The organism is Burkholderia aenigmatica (assembly GCF_048627025.1).
In the GTDB taxonomy this organism is placed as follows: Bacteria; Pseudomonadota; Gammaproteobacteria; order Burkholderiales; family Burkholderiaceae; genus Burkholderia; species Burkholderia aenigmatica.
In genome coordinates this window covers 463458-479981 of sequence record NZ_CP184468.1, presented here as the reverse complement: position 1 = coordinate 479981, position 16524 = coordinate 463458, and the positions used below count along the sequence as shown (strand labels likewise).

Here is a 16524-nt window from a genome sequence, read left to right as displayed (position 1 = left end):
TGTTTTTCGGCGCCAGTCGCCCGGCATGGCGGCCTTTTAGCCGCTCGCATTCAACCGAATAGTCGCTGCGCGTGAATACCGAGGCCCGTCGCGACACTCGCGAGGCGATCGCCGAACACCGGTTGCGCATCCGGGAACGCACCCGCGAGCGCGCCCGACAGGAACGCGAGGCCCGTCGAACCGCCGGTGAAATACAGCGCGCCGACATCGCGCGGCGCAACGCCCGCGAGCCGCACCGTCTCGCGGGCGGCGTCGACGATGCGCGCGGTGTCGTCGTGGCTCGCGTCGACGAGGCGGCCGGCATCGAACGCGATCTGCAGATCCTCTTCCACGTCGTTCAGGTCGATCATCGTCTCCCCTCCCGCCGCGACGCCGATCTTCGCTTCTTCCGCACGCGCCATCAGCGCATGTCCGAGCCGCTGCTCGACCACGCTCGTGAGCCGGTCGTACTGCTGCACCTCGCGGTACAGGTGCTTCATCAGCTTCAGCTCGCCGAGCCGCTTCGGCGTGTAGACCGTGTTGATCAGGTGCCAGGTGGCGAGATCGAAGTAGATCTTGTTCGGCAGCTCGCGCCCTTCGGGGTCGAGCGAACGGTAGCCGAATGCGGGCAGGATCGCCGCCAGCTCGACACGCCGGTCGTAGTCGGTGCCCGCGACGTGCACGCCGTGGTGGGCCAGCACGTCGTCCTTGCGCTCGAGCCGCGCCATCCGCTCGGGCCCGACGCGTACCAGCGAGAAGTCGGACGTGCCGCCGCCGATGTCGGCGACGAGCACGAGCCGCTCCGCCTGCTGGCGCGATTCGTAGTCGAACGCGGCCGCGATCGGTTCGTACTGGAATTGCACGTCCGCGAAGCCGACCGACCGCGCGGCGGCTTCGAGTTGATCCTGTGCGAGGCGGTCGGCGCGCGGATCGTCGTCGACGAAGAACACGGGCCGGCCGAGCACCGCACGGCCGATCGGCGCCCCCGCACGGGTTTCGGCCTTGCGCTTCAGGTGCGTCAGGAAGCGCGCGATGATTTCGGTGTACGCGATCGCGCTGCCGTCGCCGAGATCGGTCGTCGTTTCCGCGAGCGGCGAGCCGAGGATGCTCTTCATCGAGCGCATCAGCCGGCCGTCGAAACCGTCGATGTAGGAAGCCAGCGCCGCACGGCCGTATTCGACCGTCTCTTCGTCGTTGTTGAAGAAGATCGCGGTGGGCAGCGTCAGGTGGTCGCCCTCGACGGGCGCGAGGCGCATGCCGTCGCCGTCGGGCAGCGCCACGGCGGAATTGGACGTGCCGAAATCGATCGCGCAGTAAGTCATGGGAAGTTGCCGCAGCAGGGCCGGCGCGAAAACGGAAAGGACGGGCTTTTTAACATGAAGCCCGCGGGATCACAACCGGGGCTGGCCATCGGTGCCCGCGCAACGGGCCCCGATCGCGACGGCACGCAGCCTGGCGCGCCGGGAGACACGCGGGGCGGGACGCGCGACGCAGCCCGCCCGCCTGGCGGTCAGGCTGCCGCGTCGAAGCCCTTCTTCCACGCGCTCGCATAGACGACCTCGCCGAGCGCATGACGCGTGCGCGGCGCCTTCTCGCGATCGCGCAGCACGGGATCGAGCTTGTCGACGTTGCCGTAGTGGCCGAGCGCGATGATCGCCGGAATCGCGACGTCGGCCGGAATCGCGAACGCGTCGCGGAACGCCTTCGCGTCGAAGCCGCTCATCTGGTGGGCGGCCAGGCCCAGCGCGTGGGCCTGCAGCACCAGCGACATCGCGGCGGCGCCCGCGTCGTACAGCGCGGTCGGCGCCGGTTCGCCCTTCGACGTGAGCGTATGCGCGGTCACCGCGATCAGCACGGGCGCCGGCGCATTCCAGCCCTGGTTGAACGGCACCAGCGTCGCGAACGCGCGCTTGAACGCGTCTTCGTCCTGCGTGCGGTCGAATACGATGAAACGCCACGGCTGCGCGTTGTACGCGGACGGCGCCCAGCGGGCGGCTTCGAACACCGCGTGCAGATCGCCGGCGCTGACGGGTTCATCCGAATACGCGCGCGGGCTCCAGCGGCCCGCGATCAGATCGTGAATCGAAACAGTGGTGGGAGCAGGTTTGACGGACATGCGGATCCTCGCTGACATCGATGAAGGGGCGCGAACGCGTGGCGAACCGCAAGCATACCCGCTTGAGCCGATGCGCGCCCGATCCTCCCGCGCTATGCAAATCTGCGTGCGTGCATTGGCCGGCCACCCGCCGCGCGGCCAGCCGGGGCACCGGATTGCCGCGCTCAGGCCGCCTGCGCGGCTGCGCGCGACGGGCCGCGGTTGATCCGCAGCACGATCAGCGCGCCGACGATGCACAGTCCGCCCGAGATCATCGACGCGATCGTGTAGGTACCGAGGCTTGCCCGCAGCAGCCCGGCGCCGAGCGCCGCGAACGCCGCGCCGAGCTGGTGGCCGGCGACGATCCAGCCGAACACGACCGGCGCCGCGGCCTTGCCGAACACGTCGGTCGCAAGCCGCACGGTCGGCGGCACGGTCGCGATCCAGTCGAGCCCGTAGAACATCGCGAACAGCGGCAGCCCGAAGAAATCGATCCCGAACGCGTGCGGCAGGTAGATCAGCGACAACCCGCGCAGCCCGTAGTACCAGAACAACAGCACGCGATTGTCGTAGCGGTCGGACAGCCAGCCCGACAGCGTCGTGCCGAACAGGTCGAATACGCCCATCGCGGCGAGCAGCGATGCGCCCTGCACTTCGGTCATCCCGTAATCGCTGCACATCGCGATCAGGTGCGTGCCGACGTAACCGTTGGTGCTCGCGCCGCAGATGAAGAAGCTGAAGAACAGCAGCCAGAAATCGCGCGAACGGCTCGCCGTCAGCAGCGTACGGAACGCGACCGTGAGCGGGTTCTCCTTCTCCGCCTCGGGCGCGGGCGGCGCATCGGCCGGCTCGCCGTACGGGCGCAGTTGCAAGTCGGCCGGCCGTTCGGGCAACAGGAACGCCACGAGCGGAATCACGATCGCGGCCGCGACCGCGACGACCAGCACGACCGGCCGCCAGCCATGGCGCTGCGCGATCGCCGCGAGCATCGGCAGGAACACGAGCTGGCCGGTGGCCGTGCTCGCGGTCAGGATCCCCATCACGAGGCCGCGCCGCGCATGGAACCAGCGCGTGACGAAGGTTGCGGACAACGTCAGCGCGACGACGCCCGTCGAGCAGCCGACCATCAGGCCCCAGATCACCACCATCTGCCAGCTCTGCGTCATCATCGACGACAGCGCGACGCCCGCGCTCATCGTCACGAGCGCGACGAGAATCGTCGGGCGCAGCCCGAAGCGCTGCATCGCGGCGGCCGCGAACGGGCCCGTCAGTCCGTACAGCGCGATGTTCACCGAGATTGCCAGCGAGATCGCCGCGCGGCTCCAGCCGAGCTCGCGCTCGAGCGGCACCATCAGCACGCTCGGCGTCGCGCGCGTGCCGGCCGCCGCCAGCAGGATCAGGAATACCACCGCCGCCGCGAGCCATCCGTAGTGGAAGCGCCCGCCGATTCGTGTCACCGCCCAGTTCATCTTCGCGTTCTCCTGTTGGCGGCTCCGGCGCCTCCGCACCCGTTCCGCCCTGCCCAGCCAGGCCACCTCCGCCGCACGCTGCATCGGCTGACCCGGGCCGACGCTTGGCATTTGTCTGTCGATCCGATCGGCATTGTTACCGACCGGTCACAAGTGTGTTGCGATCGTAGTGACCAATCGGTAACATGTCAAGCAATTCACTATGCAGTCGAGGGTCATCATGTCGGGCATCGAGATCGCCAAACCGCTGGCGCGCCGCACGCGCCGGCCGATCGACGGCGCCACCGCGCAGGAGCACCTGCTGCGCGCCGCCGAGGAGCTGTTTTACAAGGAAGGCGTTCGGACGGTGGGCGTCGAGGCGGTCGTGGAGCGCGCGGGCGTCAACAAGATGAGCCTGTATCGCCAGTTCTCGTCGAAGGACGAGCTGATCCTCGCGTATCTGGAGCGGATGGATGCGTGTTTCTTCGACCGCTTCAATACGAGCGTCGCGAAACACCCTGGCCAGCCGAAAGCGCAGCTGATCCAGTATTTCGTCGATCTCGCCGAGCGCGCGACGCAGAAGGATTACCGCGGCTGCCCGTTCGTCAACGTGGCCGCCGAATTCCCGGATGCGTCGCACCCGGCGCGCGAACGCGTCGCGCAGAACAAGGAACAGCTGATGAAGCGGCTCGTCGAACTGTGCGAAAGCGCCGGCGCGCGGCAGCCGCAGGCGCTCGCCGACTCGCTCGCGCTGGTGATCGAAGGCATCTACGCGGCAAGCCAGACCTATCGGCACGGCGAAACGCCGATCGGCGTCGCCCCCGCGCTCGTCACGCAGTTGATCGAAGCCGCCTGCGCGTGACGGCGCGCCCGCTACAATGCGGCCCTCGCCGCCCTTCCGCCCGACTGGTTTCACGATGACCGACACCCGCCCCGAATCGCACGATGACATCCTCGCCGCCACACGGCACTGGCTCGCGCGCGCGGTGATCGGGCTCAATCTGTGCCCGTTCGCGAAAAGCGTCTATGTGAAGGAACAGGTGCGCTACGCGATCAGCGAAGCGACGACGCTGGAAGACGCGCTCGCCGAACTCGAAACGGAGCTGCGCGCGCTCGACGCGGCCGACCCGCAGCAGGTCGACACGACGCTAGTGATCTTCCCGCATGCGTTCGCCGATTTCATCGACTACAACGATGCGCTGTTCTTTGCCGACCGGCTGGTGCGGCAGCTGCGGCTCGACGGCGTGCTGCAGATCGCGAGCTTCCATCCGGACTACCGGTTCGAAGGCAGCGAGCCCGACGACATCGAGAACTACACGAACCGCGCGCCGTATCCGATCCTGCACCTGCTGCGCGAGGACAGCATTGCGCGCGCGGTCGACGCGTTCCCGGACGCGTCCGCGATCTACGAAAAGAATCAGGAAACGCTGCGCCGCCTCGGCCACGATGGCTGGCGCGAATGGATGCGCCGGCCGGGCGACGACGTCTGACGCGACGTGCAACGGGCGGCGGGCAACGTGCACCGCGCGACGCACTGACAGCGGCGCGGCGCGGCGTGCCCGCCCCGCGTGTCAGCCTGCGGCCGGTTCGACGGCCTCGCCGCCCGCCGCCGCTTCCGGCACGAAGAAGCGCTCGTTCAGCTCGGCGAGCCCGAACATCCCGAGAATCTCGTTCAACCGCTCGCCGGGCCGCCGGCGCGGCAGGTTCTTGTACTGCGCGATGATCAGCTCGTTCTTCATCGAGTGCTCCCAGCCGACCAGCTCGGTCACGCTGACCTGGTAGCCGTGCGCTTCGAGCTGCAGGCAGCGCAGCACGTTGGTGATCTGGCTGCCGAATTCGCGCGTATGGAGCGGATGCCGCCACACTTCCGTCAGCGCGTTCGCGAGCGACTTGCCCTTGTTCTTGCGCAGCACCCCTGCGACCTCCGCCTGGCAGCACGGCACCAGCACGATGTGCTGCGCGCGCTTCGCGAGCGCGAAGCGGATCGCGTCGTCGGTCGCCGTGTCGCACGCGTGCAGCGCGGTGACGACGTCGACCGTTTCAGGCAATGCCGGCGACGTGATCGAATCGGCCACCGACAGGTTCAGGAACGACATGCCGCCGAACCCGAGCCGGGCGGCCAGCTCGGCCGAGCGCGTGACCAGCTCCTCGCGGGTCTCGATCCCGTACACGTGCGACGCGAACGCCGGCGTGCCGTGCCCCGGCTGCTGCTTGAAGAACAGGTCGTACAGGATGAAACCGAGATACGACTTGCCGGCGCCGTGATCGACGAGCGTCACGCTGCCACGGTCGGCCTGCACGCTGGCGAGCAGCGGCTCGATGAACTGGAACAGGTGATAGACCTGCTTCAGCTTGCGGCGGCTGTCCTGGTTCAGCTTGCCGTCGCGGGTGAGGATGTGCAGTTCCTTCAGCAGCTCGACGGACTGCTCCGGGCGGATTTCGTGGGTCTTGTTCGACATCGTGATGCGGCGCCGGGCCACGGTCGGTCGACCACGGCCCGGCGGCGGGAATTCGTGAGGAATGGCGATAGTTTACCGAAAATACGCGGTCAGGCTCGTGCGCCGAGCCGCCAGAGCGACGTGACCTCGGCCTGGCGTGCCGCGTGCAGCGGATCGTCGGCGTCCATCGCCTTCGGGTGCACGGGGCGGATGTCGTCGCGGCCGAGCACGACCAGGCCCGCTTCGTCGATCCATTGCAGCAGCGTGTCGCGCGACCGCAGGCCGAGATGCTCGGCGAAATCGGACAGGATCAGCCAGCCTTCGCCGCCGGGCTCGAGGTGCGCGGCGAGCCCCGCGAGGAAGCCACGCAGCATGCGGCTGTCCGGATCGTAGACCGCGTATTCGATCGGTGCGCTCGGCCGGGCCGGCACCCACGGCGGGTTGCAGACCACGAGCGGCGCACGGCCGGCCGGAAACAGGTCGGCTTCGACGATCTCGACGCGATCCGCGTGACCGAGCCGGTCGACGTTCTCGCGCGCACAGGCGAGCGCCCGCGGATCCTGGTCGGTCGCGACGACGCGCGCGACGCCGCGTGACGCCAGCACGGCCGCCAGCACGCCGGTGCCCGTGCCGATGTCGAACGCGAGCGACGTCGCCGGCAGCGGCGCGCGCGCGACGAGATCGACGTATTCGCCGCGCACCGGCGAGAACACGCCGTAGTGCGGGTGGATCGCCGCGCCGCCGAGCGCCGGGATCGCCACGCCTTTCTTGCGCCATTCATGCGCGCCAACGAGGCCGAGCAGTTCGCGCAGCGACACGACCGACGGCGCGCCGCCAGGCCCGTACGCCTCTTCGCACGCGGCACGCACGTCGGGCGCGCGGCGCAGCGGGATCGTGTAGTCGGCATCGAGCGGGATCAGCAGCATCCCGAGCGTGCGGGCGCGCTGCGACTGCGCGAGACGATGCAGGTTGAATGCGTCGACGCCGGCCGCGGCTTTCGCCTTCTTCGGCTTGCGCTCGACACGGCGCGCCATCGCCTGTACGAGCTGGCGCGCATTCTGGAAGTCGCCCTGCCAGACGAGCGCAGTGCCCTCGCAGGCAAGGCGGTAGGCCGCGTCGGCTGTGAGACGGTCGTCGGCGGGCACCGCGCGCTTCGGCGGTTGCACGCCGGCTTCGGAGCGCCAGCGCACGGCATGATCGGCGCCGTCGGCGTCGGTCCAGTGGAAAACAGGGGAATCGGTCACGCGAACTCGGTTACGGTTGGCTTCAACGGGCGGCGCGACCGTATTTCGGGCGCCGCGCGGCTCACACCATACCGCGCTTTGCCCGCGCGGCAAAGCACGGGGGCCGGCCCGCGCCGCGCGCCGCCGCGCTCACCCGGCTCAGCCGCCCCACCCCGGCATCGCGGGCAGGCGTAGCGTACCGGCATCGTTGAAGTGCACGGTGCCGAGCACGCCGCCCGCGAGCCGGCCGCGCAGCGCATACGGCAGCTCGCCGTTCGCAGCCGCGCCGGGCAGGTTCCACGCCTGTCGCGCGGCGGCGAAGGCCGACACGGAAACCGGCACGTCGAGCACGGCCTCGCCGAAACGCGGCACGGTACCCGAGCGATCGCTGACGCCGCTCGCGAACGGCGTGCCGTTCAGGTCGAGCGCGACCGAGATGCCGTCGTATTCGATCGGCGCGTCGTTCGGGTTCTGCACGCGCAGCTTCAGGCTGAAACGCATCTCGAGGCCCTGCCCGACGAGCGGGTCGAGCCCGGCGACCGACACGCGCACGGGATCGCGCGTCAGCCCCGCGCAACCGCCGAGCAGGAGCACGGCGGCGAACAGCATCAGCACGGCGCGCAGCGGCGCGATACGGAACAGGGCTCGTGACATGGGAGGGCCTCCTCGCGGCAATCAGTAAGCGGATCGTCACCGCATTGTACCGAGCGCCCCCATACGCCGGGTTTCGTAGTTTTCGCCACCACGCGAGATCGTTAATAGATTAAAACTACGAAAATACCAGTCAAACGGAAAGCGCATTAATGCTTTCCAGCATTCAATGAAGCACGCCGAATTCAATAGATGCAATTTCTAAATTTTTCGTTTCCTTTACCTAAAACCATCAAGTATATTTACGCATCCTTCGAGCAAGCCGACAAACCTTGAAGCCGCATGACGGTGATTTTACGGAATGGCGACACGCCTTCCTGCCATCCTGCGACCAGGCCCGGCCAGCCCCGTAGGTCGTCTGTTCAAGGAGATTGCGCGCCCGCACCAGGCGTGCCGCTCCGTGTCGTGCGCGCGAAATCAATTCAGTACAACACGCGCCCGACCATTTTGAACCGGCAAGTTAACCGACATCCGGAAATTCAGAGGGGGCAGTAAACCATGATTACCTTCACGTAGTCGGCCGCCATCTTTTCGAATAATCCGTCATTGGCATTTTTATCGCTGTTGATTAACGGCGAGGGGATTGCTTTTGCCGGCGTTTTCGCAGCACTGAACGATTCTTTCAACAATCGAGGTTTCAGTCATGTCGATCGACATTCGCAAGATGCGTTATCTGCCGCTCGTCGCCGCACTCGCGCTCGCCGGGTGCGGCGGTGACGACGGCGGCCCGGGCTCGGCTTCCGCGCTCAGCTCCGCCGGCGCGCCGCAATCGGGCTCGTCGCCCACCGTCACCGCGCCGCCGAGCGCACCGCCGCCGGCCGCATCCAACGTCGACAAGAGCGTATCGCCTGTCGAGTTGCCGGACACCGTGGTGCCCGTGAACTACCGGCTGTGGTTCCGCCCGAACGAAGCGCTGAACGCGTTCGACGGCCGCGCCGACGTCGAGATCAAGGTGCTGAAGCCGGTCAACAACATCGTGATCGCCGGCCACCGGATCAAGTTCACGAACGGCCGCCTCACGCTGCAGCCGGGCAACATCCAACTGATCGCGACGCCACAGGACAAGGGCGACTACTATCAGCTGCGCCCCGTGAGCGGCTCGATCGCGCCGGGCAACTATTCGCTGCACATGGAGTGGTCGGGCATCATCAACTTCAAGTCGTATGACGATCCGGTCGCGAAGACGGGCGGCAGCTGCGGCGACGATCCGTATCCGGGCTGCTCGGCCGCGGAAGGCATCTTCCGCGTCGACCTGAAGGGCACCGACGGCAAGACGAGCGGCGCGATCCTGACGCAAGGCGAAACCAACCTGTCGCGCCAGTGGTTCCCGGGCTGGGACGAGCCGGCGTTCCGCCCGACCTATGAAGTGACGGCCGAAGTGCCGCAGAGCTGGCGTGTCGTGTCGAACGCGGCCGAGAAGCCGTCGACCAACGTCGGCGGCGGCTACAAGCTCGTGCAATTCGACAAGACCCCGCCGATGCCGTCGTACCTGCTGTTCTTCGGCGGCGGCCTGTTCGACACCTACGAGGACGACTTCACGAGCCCGCTGCCGGGCGGCAAGGGCGGCCTGCACCTGCGCGTGTTTACGCCGCCGGGCATGAGCGACTGGGCGAAGCCGGCGATGGACCGCACCAAGCAGGCGCTCGACTTCTACTATCGCTACACGGGCATTGCCCTGCCGCTCACGAAGTTCGACACGGTGGCCGCGAACGACGCGTTCAAGGCGCAGAAGGACCTGAACTTCGGCGGGATGGAGAACTGGGGGTCGATCCTCGAGTTCGCCGACGACATCCTGCCGCAGCCGGGCCAGCCGATGTCGCACTACGGCAACGAGGTGCTGACGCACGAAGTCGCGCACCAGTGGTTCGGCGATCTCGTCACGGCCGACTGGTGGGACAACGTGTGGCTCAACGAATCGTTCGCGACGTTCTTCGAGACGAAGACGACGATCCAGTTCTTCCCCAACGAGTTCAGCTGGCTCGACCAGGTGAAGAACAAGTACCGCGTGATCAATCGTGATATCGGCTCGAACGCGTTCCCGGTCGCGCCGAACTTCAACGGCTGGGCGTCGAACGACTTCGTGCTGAGCGCCAGCGCGTTCACGTACGACAAGGGCGGCCACGTGCTGAAGACGCTCGAGAACTATCTCGGCGAACAGACGCTGCGCAAGGGGCTGCAGCAATACCTGGTCGACTACTCGTTCGGCAATGGCACGCCGAAGCGCTTGTGGGATGCGCTGTCGAAGGAAAGCGGCCAGGCAATCGGCCCGATCGGCGACAGCTACGTCCGCCAGACCGGCGTGCCGCTGATCTCGCTCGACACGCAGTGCGACCTGACGAAGAACCAGACGATCGTCACGCTGAAACAGCAGCCGTTCCCGAACAAGAACGCGTATCCGGGCCTGCAGTGGACGGTGCCGATCACGCTCGCGTACGGCCAGGGTCTCGCGAAACGCACGACGCTCGCGCTGAAGGATACGCAGACGCAAACGCGCGTCGACGGTTGCACGGGCGTGGTGGCCGACCCGAGCGGGCTCGACTACTACGTCGTGAACTACAGCGACGCGGCCTGGAGCGGGCTGCTCACGCAGATCAACCGCTCGACCGATCCGGTGCTGCTGTCGAACCTGCAGAGCGAGGCCGCGCTGCTCGTCGCGAACAACCTCGCGCCGGCTTCGCGCTCGACGTCGATCGGCTCGGTCGCTTCGCCGGCCGCGATGAAGCTGCGCCAGACGCCGACCTTCGACGGCATCGAGCCGGTGACGAAGGAACGCCCGGCACTGCACTACCAGGGCATCTTCAAGCCGCGCAAGGTAGTGACGCAGTAACGGTGCGCATCCGGCCGGTGCCGCGCAGCCCACGGCTGCCGGCCGGCGTACCGGCTTCTCCGACCTTTGACGGGCCTCGCATGCGAGGCCCTTTTTTATGCCCGGCGTTTTTATGCCTGGCGCTCATCCGGCCCCGCAACGCGACACCCGCCGCCGCCGTCATGCCCACGCGGCATCCCACGCCGGCTGCGCGAACCAGGTCGCGAGGAACGCGACGAGCCGCGACGCGCGGGCGGTGCCGCGCGCCTGCTGGCGCAACACGTGGATCGTCGCCTGCTCGGGCGCCGCCGCGAACTGCGGCAGCACCGCGCGCAAGCGTCCGTCGCGCAGTGCGTCCCCCGCGAGCCAGGTCGGCAGGTGCGCGAGGCCGAGCCCGTCGATCGCGGCTTCGAGCAACGCTTCCGAATGATTGCTGCGAAACCGCGGCTGCGCCGGCACGTGGCGGCGCTCGCCGAAGCGCCACGCGCCTGGTGGCGGCGCACCGTGCCACGCGAGGCAATCGTGCCCGGCGAGCGCGTCGGGCGACTCGGGCTCGCCGCGCCGCGCCAGATACGCCGCGCTCGCGCACAGCACGCGCCGCTGCGGCGCCAGCACGGTCGCAACGAAGCGCGTGTCCTCGAGCGGGCCGATGCGCACCGCGAGATCGACGTCGGAGCCGAGCCGCGCGCCCTGCAGGTCGACCATGCTGTCGGTCAGCACCAGGTCGACCTGCAGCGCCGGATGACGCTGCATGAACGCGGCCAGCGCGGCCATCAGGTGCCGCCGGCCGAACGGCGCCGGACAGTCGACGCGCAGCAGCCCGCTCGGCTCGTCGTGCTGGCTGTGCAGGTCTTCCTGCAGGCCACGCAGCTCGGCCAGCATCCGTGTCGCGCGCCCGTACAGCAACTGCCCGGCCTCGGTCGGCCGCAGCGCGTGCGTGGTGCGATGCAGCAGACGGATGCCGAGCTGCGTCTCGAGCCGGTCGATGCGTCGCGTGACCGACGACGCGGCGACGCCCAGCCGGCGTGCGGCCGCCGAGAAACTCTGCTGGTCGACCACGTCGACGAACAGCGCCAGATGCGGGGAAAGGAAATCGTCCATTCAGGGCCTTCGGAGTTGGCTATGCGTCTATCGCAAAACAATCATCCGCCTTTGCAGGTTTCCGCGTCAAACCGGGCCGACTAGACTGCATTCATCCTTTTCACCCGCTGCACGCACCGGCCCGACCGGCCGCGCGGCAGCCAACCGCCACGGAGATCATCATGCGCAGCATCCGCTTCGACGCCCCCGCCGCCGACATCGACTCGCTCGACGCGCGTGTCAGGGAAATCGACACGCCCGTCCCGGCCGACGGCCAGATGCTGATCGAGGTGCGCGCGGCCGGCGTGAACCCGAGCGACGTGAAGGCCGCGCTCGGGCGCATGCCGCACGCGGTGTGGCCGCGCACGCCCGGGCGCGACTGGGCCGGCATCGTGCGCAGCGGCCCGGACGACTGGATCGGCGCGCCGGTGTGGGGCTCGGGTGGCGATCTCGGCGTGCATCGCGACGGCTCGCATGCGGAGTGGCTCGTACTCGACGCGTCACTGGTGCGCCGCAAGCCTGCCGTGCTGACGCTCGACGAAGCGGCCGGCGTCGGCGTGCCGTTCGTCACCGCGTACGAAGGCCTGCGCCGCGCCGGCATGCCGACGGCCGGCGACGTCGTGCTCGTGTTCGGCGCGAACGGCAAGGTCGGCCAGGCCGCGATCCAGCTCGCGACCGCGCACGGCGCGACCGTGATCGGCGTCGAGCGCAGCCCCGGCGGTTATCGCGGCCATGCATCGGGCGACGTGCACATGATCGACGCGTCGAGCCAGTCAGTGGCCGACGCGGTGCGCGCGGCGACCGGCGGCCACGGTGCGGACATCGTCTACAACACGGTGGGCAGCCCGTATTTCGAAGCCGCGAACGCGTCGATGGCGATCGGTGCGCGGCAGATCTTCATCTCGACGATCGACCGCAGCGTGCCGTTCGACATCTTCGCGTTCTATCGCGGCCAGCACACGTTCGTGGGCGTCGATTCGCTGCAGCTTGGCGGCGCCGCGGTCGCGCAGATCCTCGACACGCTCGCGCCCGGCTTCGGCAACGGCACACTGCGCCCGTTCCCGATCGGCGACGACTACGTGTACCCGCTCGAGCGCGCCCACGACGCGTATCGCGCGGTGCTGGCCGGTGCGCGCGAGCGCGTCATCGTCAAACCCTGACGCCGGACCGCACGGGAGACTGCCATGACGGATTACGTGACCTCGCTCGCGGTGGGCCTCGGTGTCGGCGTGCTGTACGCGCTGCTGCACGTGCGCTCGCCGGCCCCGCCGCTCGTCGCGCTGGTGGGCCTGCTCGGGATGGTGATCGGTGAACGCGCGATCGCGCTGCTGCGCTGACGGATCGACGCAGCGCCGGCGCTAGCGGTCGTTGCGCCGGCGGAACGCCCACCACGCGGCGAGCCCCGTGAAGCCCGCGACGAGCAGCACCATCAGCCAGAAGCCGTGCTTGTTCTCCGAGAACGGCACACCGCCGACGTTCATCCCGAAGAAGCCGGCGACGATGTTGATCGGCAGCGCGATCACGGTCACGAGCGTCAGCGTGAACAGCGTCCGGTTGTTCTGCTCCTCGAGACGCGAACCGATCTCTTCCTGCAACAGCTTGATCCGCTCGTTGAGCCCGGCAAGATCAGCGAGCACCAGCGAGAACTCTTCGGTCGACTCGCGCAGCTCCTGCACGTCTTCCACGTGCAGCCAGGCGGGCGGCTTCGCGAGCAGCCGGAAGATCGACCCGGGCTCGGGCGCGAGCATGCGCTGCAGGCGCGTCAGCGTGCGGCGCATCGTGCCGAGCTCGATGCGGCTCGACGTGAGCCGCTGCGACAGGAAGCGATCCTCGATGCGGTCGACGTCGACGCTCGTGCGCCGCATGATCTGGATCAGCAGGTCGGCCTGGTCGCGCAGCAGGTGCACGAGCAGTTCCGCGGGCGACCTGAATTCCTCGCCGTCGCGCACGCACGCGCGCAGCGTGTCGACCGAGCGCAGCGGCTTGAGCCGCGCGGTGACCATGATGCGCCGCTCGACGTGGACGAACAGCGTCGCGATCTCCGACGGCGTCAGTTCGAGGTTGAACATCACGTCGTTGACGATCGCGCGCAATGCGCCGTCTTCCTGCTCGATGCGCGTCGAGCGCGACCCTTCGTGGAGGAATGCAAAGAAGCTGTCGGGCAGCCCGAGATGCGTGCGCATCCAGCGCTCGCTCGCGCCGTGCGCGAGATTGAAGTGCAGCCAGACGAAATCGCCCGACCCGGCATCGTGCTCGCGGCACGTGCGCAGCCACGTGGCGGCCGCGTCCGCATCGAGCATCGCGCCGGATCCGCCGGGAACGAAGCGGAAGCCGCACACCATGCCGGACGTATCGGCGCCGTAAGTCTGTACGATCAGGTCCATCGTGTAGAAGGTCGTGCGGCGCGCCGCGCATAGCGGGTCGCGCGCCCGCGCCGGAAAAGGAAAGGAGACGTATGCCCGACGGGCATGACGCGCCGGTGACAGCGTCACGCCGCATCATACCGGCACGATTCCGTGCCCTCAAAGCAACGCGCCGCCCAACGGGCGGCGCAGGTGCGGCGGACGGCATGCTCGGGACGCGTTACTGCCGCGTCTCCGACTGCGCGGCGCTCGGGCACGCGGGATCCTTGCCCCAGTGGCCTTCGCAGACGCGCCAGCGGCACAATTGATCCTCGAAGAAACCGCGCTCCGAACACTCCTTCACGCGCGACGCCAGCGAGCCGGTCGTCGCGGCCGTCTTGGTCGGCACGGCCTGCACCTTCTGCGCGGCGAGTTTCTTGTCGGCCGGCTTCGTGCGCGCGACGAGCGCCGCGAGCAGATCCGCATCCGGATCGTCCTTCCCGCCAGCCTTCCCGGTACGGGTCGGCGTGGCGTCGCGATGCTTCTTCGCCTGCGCGAGCTCGGCCTGCTGTTCCTTGTGATGCTTGCGGGCGTCAGCCTTCGCATCGACCTTCGTGTCGGTCTTCGCATCGGCCTTGCCACGCGCCGCAACCTTCGCGCCCTTCGCGGCGTCGGCCTTCGCGGTCTTGGTCGTCGCAGCGGCAGCAGCAGCGGCCGCACCGGCCGTGGCCGCGCCCGATGCGTCATCGGCGCCATTGGCGAGCGCGCGCGACAGGCGGCTGTTGTCCGCGGCAGACGCGGACGATGTGGACGCAACGGTTCGGGACGCCGCGTCGTCGTTGACGATCGTGGCCGGTTGCACGGCGGATGCGGCGGACGCGGCATTCTGCGCGACCTGCACGGCGGTGTCGCTGGCCGCTGCGGCCTTCGCCGGTGCAGCCGCTGCAGGCGCGGCCTCGGCCGCCACGACCGGGGCCTGCTCGCTCGCATGCTGCATGCGCCAAGCGCCCCAGCCGCCAACGGCAACCACCAGGGCCACGACGGCGGCGATCGGCGCCTTCAGCGAACGGCGCGGCGGTTCGGCCGGCGGCGTGACACGTCCTTCCAGATTCGCGAGAATGCGCGACTGCTGAGCTCCGTCGCCTGCCGGTTTGGTATCGGACAGCAGGCTGGGCGGAGATTTCGAATTTGAATTTTCCGGCGCACTCATTCAGCGTCTCATTGAATCCTGGTTTAATTCACCGCGATAATATAGCCCGGCCTCTCGAAGCAGCCTGATTCTAAGAGCAAGCATTGCAAAACACAATCAATTCCAATTTCCGGGGATTTCGTTGATTGCCGTCGCACTCGTCGCCTATTTCGCCCTTGCCGTAGCGGTTGCGGCACTGTTGCTTTTACCGGGTATCCGCGCGACCGTTTTCGAATCCGTCGCCCAGTTTCACGGCCGTCTCACGCGCCGTGCGAACGATCGCGCCACGCGTACGCGAAGTCAGATTGTTAAATCGGCAAGCATTACGCGCGGCGCTTTAAACGACGTGCAAAATTTACTGATTCGGCGGCGCTTGATGATTATGGTATCGGCAGGTATTCTTGCGACGCCGCCATTGGTCGCCATTGCGTTACGCGGCCGGCAATTGTTCCAGTACGACGACACGGCGCGCGTGCCCGACGAGAAGATCGCCGCGCTGCTGCAGGGCGAACAACTCGTGCCGCCCCCGCCGCTGCCGCCGGAAGTCTTCGCCACCAAGGAAGTCGAACAGGTACGCCCGGCGCTGAAGGATGCGAGCCGCGACTGGAACCTGCTGGATCCGGATTTCCGTACGCGTTTGCTGCTGGTCTACAAGATCATGCACGAACAATATGGCTATGAAATGGCGTTGCTGGAAGGTTATCGGAGCCCGGAACGGCAGAACCGGCTCGCGCAGATGGGCGGTAGCGTGACCAACGCGGCGGCCTTCCAGAGTTATCACCAATTCGGGCTGGCGGCCGACAACGCATTCCTGCGCGACGGCAAGCTGGTCATTTCCGAGAAAGATCCGTGGGCGATGCGCGGCTATCAGTTGTACGGCCAGGTCGCCGAACAGGTCGGCCTGACCTGGGGCGGCCGCTGGAAAATGATGGATCTCGGGCACGTGGAATACCATAAACCCGGTTTTAAACTGGGACGCGGCAGCTAGCCAAGGCTGCCGGACAGGAAATAATGAGGGCGGCATGGGGCTTTTTAATATCCCGGCAGGAAACGATATGGGCGGCGCAAAAAATCATGCATTCCGGTGCGCGATTTTTTCCGGCCGCCGCTTCCGTTTTAAATCTCACAGCGTCCTTTCATTAATGCGCGCGCCTTCTCCGATGCCGCGGGCGCATTGATGCCAGCCCCCTTCATCCCGTTTGACAGCATGGCGACACATCGCGGCGCCACCCTTGCCGCTCGGCGCGCCTGCGTCGCTTCACCGAATCGCACC

At 67.6% G+C, this 16524-nt stretch carries 14 protein-coding genes and 1 pseudogene; 6 read left to right on the top strand and 9 right to left on the bottom strand.

All coding sequences use genetic code 11. The annotated features are described in order from the left end of the window. Positions 1-50: 50 nt before the first annotated feature. From ACN8ZM_RS02330 to ACN8ZM_RS02320, 3 genes are all read right to left on the bottom strand, one after another. The gene (locus ACN8ZM_RS02330; protein WP_205823536.1) at positions 51-1301 is read right to left on the bottom strand and encodes an Hsp70 family protein; all 1251 of its coding nucleotides are present in this window, start codon (positions 1299-1301) and stop codon (positions 51-53) included. Between the two features lie 188 nt (positions 1302-1489). Further along, the gene (locus ACN8ZM_RS02325) at positions 1490-2095 is read right to left on the bottom strand and encodes a nitroreductase family protein (protein ID WP_089449816.1); all 606 of its coding nucleotides are present in this window, start codon (positions 2093-2095) and stop codon (positions 1490-1492) included. Between the two features lie 164 nt (positions 2096-2259). Beyond that, a complete protein-coding gene (locus tag ACN8ZM_RS02320; protein WP_420210490.1) occupies positions 2260-3543 on the bottom strand; it encodes an MFS transporter in 1284 nt (427 codons plus the stop codon). Between the two features lie 220 nt (positions 3544-3763). Between ACN8ZM_RS02320 and ACN8ZM_RS02315 the strand changes: the two genes are divergently transcribed. Both ACN8ZM_RS02315 and ACN8ZM_RS02310 read left to right on the top strand, forming a co-directional pair. Continuing rightward, positions 3764-4384, top strand: a complete 621-nt coding sequence (locus ACN8ZM_RS02315; RefSeq protein WP_420210971.1) for a TetR/AcrR family transcriptional regulator — start codon at positions 3764-3766, stop codon at positions 4382-4384. A 55-nt stretch (positions 4385-4439) separates the two neighbouring features. After that, positions 4440-5012, top strand: coding sequence for a DUF1415 domain-containing protein (locus ACN8ZM_RS02310; RefSeq protein WP_041492730.1), 573 nt, complete (start codon positions 4440-4442; stop codon positions 5010-5012). Between the two features lie 81 nt (positions 5013-5093). Here the strand turns inward: ACN8ZM_RS02310 and ACN8ZM_RS02305 are convergent, their stop codons facing one another. From ACN8ZM_RS02305 to ACN8ZM_RS02295, 3 genes are all read right to left on the bottom strand, one after another. Further along, positions 5094-5981, bottom strand: a complete 888-nt coding sequence (locus ACN8ZM_RS02305) for a class I SAM-dependent methyltransferase (RefSeq protein WP_420210489.1) — start codon at positions 5979-5981, stop codon at positions 5094-5096. Positions 5982-6070: 89 nt separating this feature from the next. Beyond that, entirely contained in the window at positions 6071-7204 is a 1134-nt protein-coding gene (locus ACN8ZM_RS02300) for a methyltransferase (protein ID WP_420210488.1), read from the bottom strand. 138 nt (positions 7205-7342) lie between these two features. Next, positions 7343-7837 carry an LEA type 2 family protein gene (locus ACN8ZM_RS02295; RefSeq protein WP_043191620.1) on the bottom strand — a complete coding sequence of 165 codons (495 nt, stop codon included), beginning with the start codon at positions 7835-7837 and terminating at the stop codon, positions 7343-7345. Between the two features lie 640 nt (positions 7838-8477). On the opposite strand from ACN8ZM_RS02295, the gene ACN8ZM_RS02290 reads away from it, so the two are divergent. Then, the gene (locus ACN8ZM_RS02290) at positions 8478-10661 is read left to right on the top strand and encodes a M1 family metallopeptidase (RefSeq protein WP_420210487.1); all 2184 of its coding nucleotides are present in this window, start codon (positions 8478-8480) and stop codon (positions 10659-10661) included. Positions 10662-10820: 159 nt separating this feature from the next. On the opposite strand, the gene ACN8ZM_RS02285 is transcribed toward ACN8ZM_RS02290, so the two are convergent. Then, on the bottom strand, positions 10821-11741 hold the full coding sequence (locus tag ACN8ZM_RS02285) for a LysR family transcriptional regulator (protein ID WP_174958786.1): 921 nt from the start codon (positions 11739-11741) through the stop codon (positions 10821-10823). Between the two features lie 161 nt (positions 11742-11902). On the opposite strand from ACN8ZM_RS02285, the gene ACN8ZM_RS02280 reads away from it, so the two are divergent. Both ACN8ZM_RS02280 and ACN8ZM_RS02275 read left to right on the top strand, forming a co-directional pair. Next, positions 11903-12880 (top strand): quinone oxidoreductase family protein, encoded by a 978-nt coding sequence (locus tag ACN8ZM_RS02280; protein WP_043191626.1) that lies wholly within the window; start codon positions 11903-11905, stop codon positions 12878-12880. Positions 12881-12904: 24 nt separating this feature from the next. Continuing rightward, positions 12905-13054: pseudogene (locus tag ACN8ZM_RS02275) on the top strand (DUF1427 family protein); the annotation flags it as partial. A gap of 24 nt (positions 13055-13078) precedes the next feature. On the opposite strand, the gene ACN8ZM_RS02270 reads toward ACN8ZM_RS02275, so the two are convergent. Together ACN8ZM_RS02270 and ACN8ZM_RS02265 are read right to left on the bottom strand one after the other, a co-directional pair. Beyond that, positions 13079-14104: a transporter gene (locus ACN8ZM_RS02270; RefSeq protein ID WP_089449844.1), complete on the bottom strand. Its 1026-nt coding sequence runs from the start codon at positions 14102-14104 to the stop codon at positions 13079-13081. Between the two features lie 199 nt (positions 14105-14303). Then, complete coding sequence (locus ACN8ZM_RS02265) at positions 14304-15272, bottom strand: phage tail protein (protein WP_420210486.1); 969 nt, start codon at positions 15270-15272, stop codon at positions 14304-14306. 121 nt (positions 15273-15393) lie between these two features. On the opposite strand from ACN8ZM_RS02265, the gene ACN8ZM_RS02260 reads away from it, so the two are divergent. After that, complete coding sequence (locus tag ACN8ZM_RS02260; RefSeq protein ID WP_043191629.1) at positions 15394-16239, top strand: M15 family metallopeptidase; 846 nt, start codon at positions 15394-15396, stop codon at positions 16237-16239. Positions 16240-16524: the final 285 nt, after the last annotated feature.

Excerpts from the sequence above, each read along its gene's own strand:
- ACN8ZM_RS02285 (WP_174958786.1), bottom strand. The coding sequence starts at position 11,741 with ATGGACGATTTCCTTTCCCCGCATCTGGCGCTGTTCGTCGACGTGGTC.
- ACN8ZM_RS02315 (WP_420210971.1), top strand. The coding sequence starts at position 3,764 with ATGTCGGGCATCGAGATCGCCAAACCGCTGGCGCGCCGCACGCGCCGG.
- ACN8ZM_RS02290 (WP_420210487.1), top strand. The coding sequence starts at position 8,478 with ATGTCGATCGACATTCGCAAGATGCGTTATCTGCCGCTCGTCGCCGCA.
- ACN8ZM_RS02320 (WP_420210490.1), bottom strand. The coding sequence starts at position 3,543 with ATGAACTGGGCGGTGACACGAATCGGCGGGCGCTTCCACTACGGATGG.
- ACN8ZM_RS02295 (WP_043191620.1), bottom strand. The coding sequence starts at position 7,837 with ATGTCACGAGCCCTGTTCCGTATCGCGCCGCTGCGCGCCGTGCTGATG.
- ACN8ZM_RS02325 (WP_089449816.1), bottom strand. The coding sequence starts at position 2,095 with ATGTCCGTCAAACCTGCTCCCACCACTGTTTCGATTCACGATCTGATC.
- ACN8ZM_RS02310 (WP_041492730.1), top strand. The coding sequence starts at position 4,440 with ATGACCGACACCCGCCCCGAATCGCACGATGACATCCTCGCCGCCACA.
- ACN8ZM_RS02280 (WP_043191626.1), top strand. The coding sequence starts at position 11,903 with ATGCGCAGCATCCGCTTCGACGCCCCCGCCGCCGACATCGACTCGCTC.
- ACN8ZM_RS02305 (WP_420210489.1), bottom strand. The coding sequence starts at position 5,981 with ATGTCGAACAAGACCCACGAAATCCGCCCGGAGCAGTCCGTCGAGCTG.
- ACN8ZM_RS02265 (WP_420210486.1), bottom strand. The coding sequence starts at position 15,272 with ATGAGTGCGCCGGAAAATTCAAATTCGAAATCTCCGCCCAGCCTGCTG.
- ACN8ZM_RS02330 (WP_205823536.1), bottom strand. The coding sequence starts at position 1,301 with ATGACTTACTGCGCGATCGATTTCGGCACGTCCAATTCCGCCGTGGCG.
- ACN8ZM_RS02270 (WP_089449844.1), bottom strand. The coding sequence starts at position 14,104 with ATGGACCTGATCGTACAGACTTACGGCGCCGATACGTCCGGCATGGTG.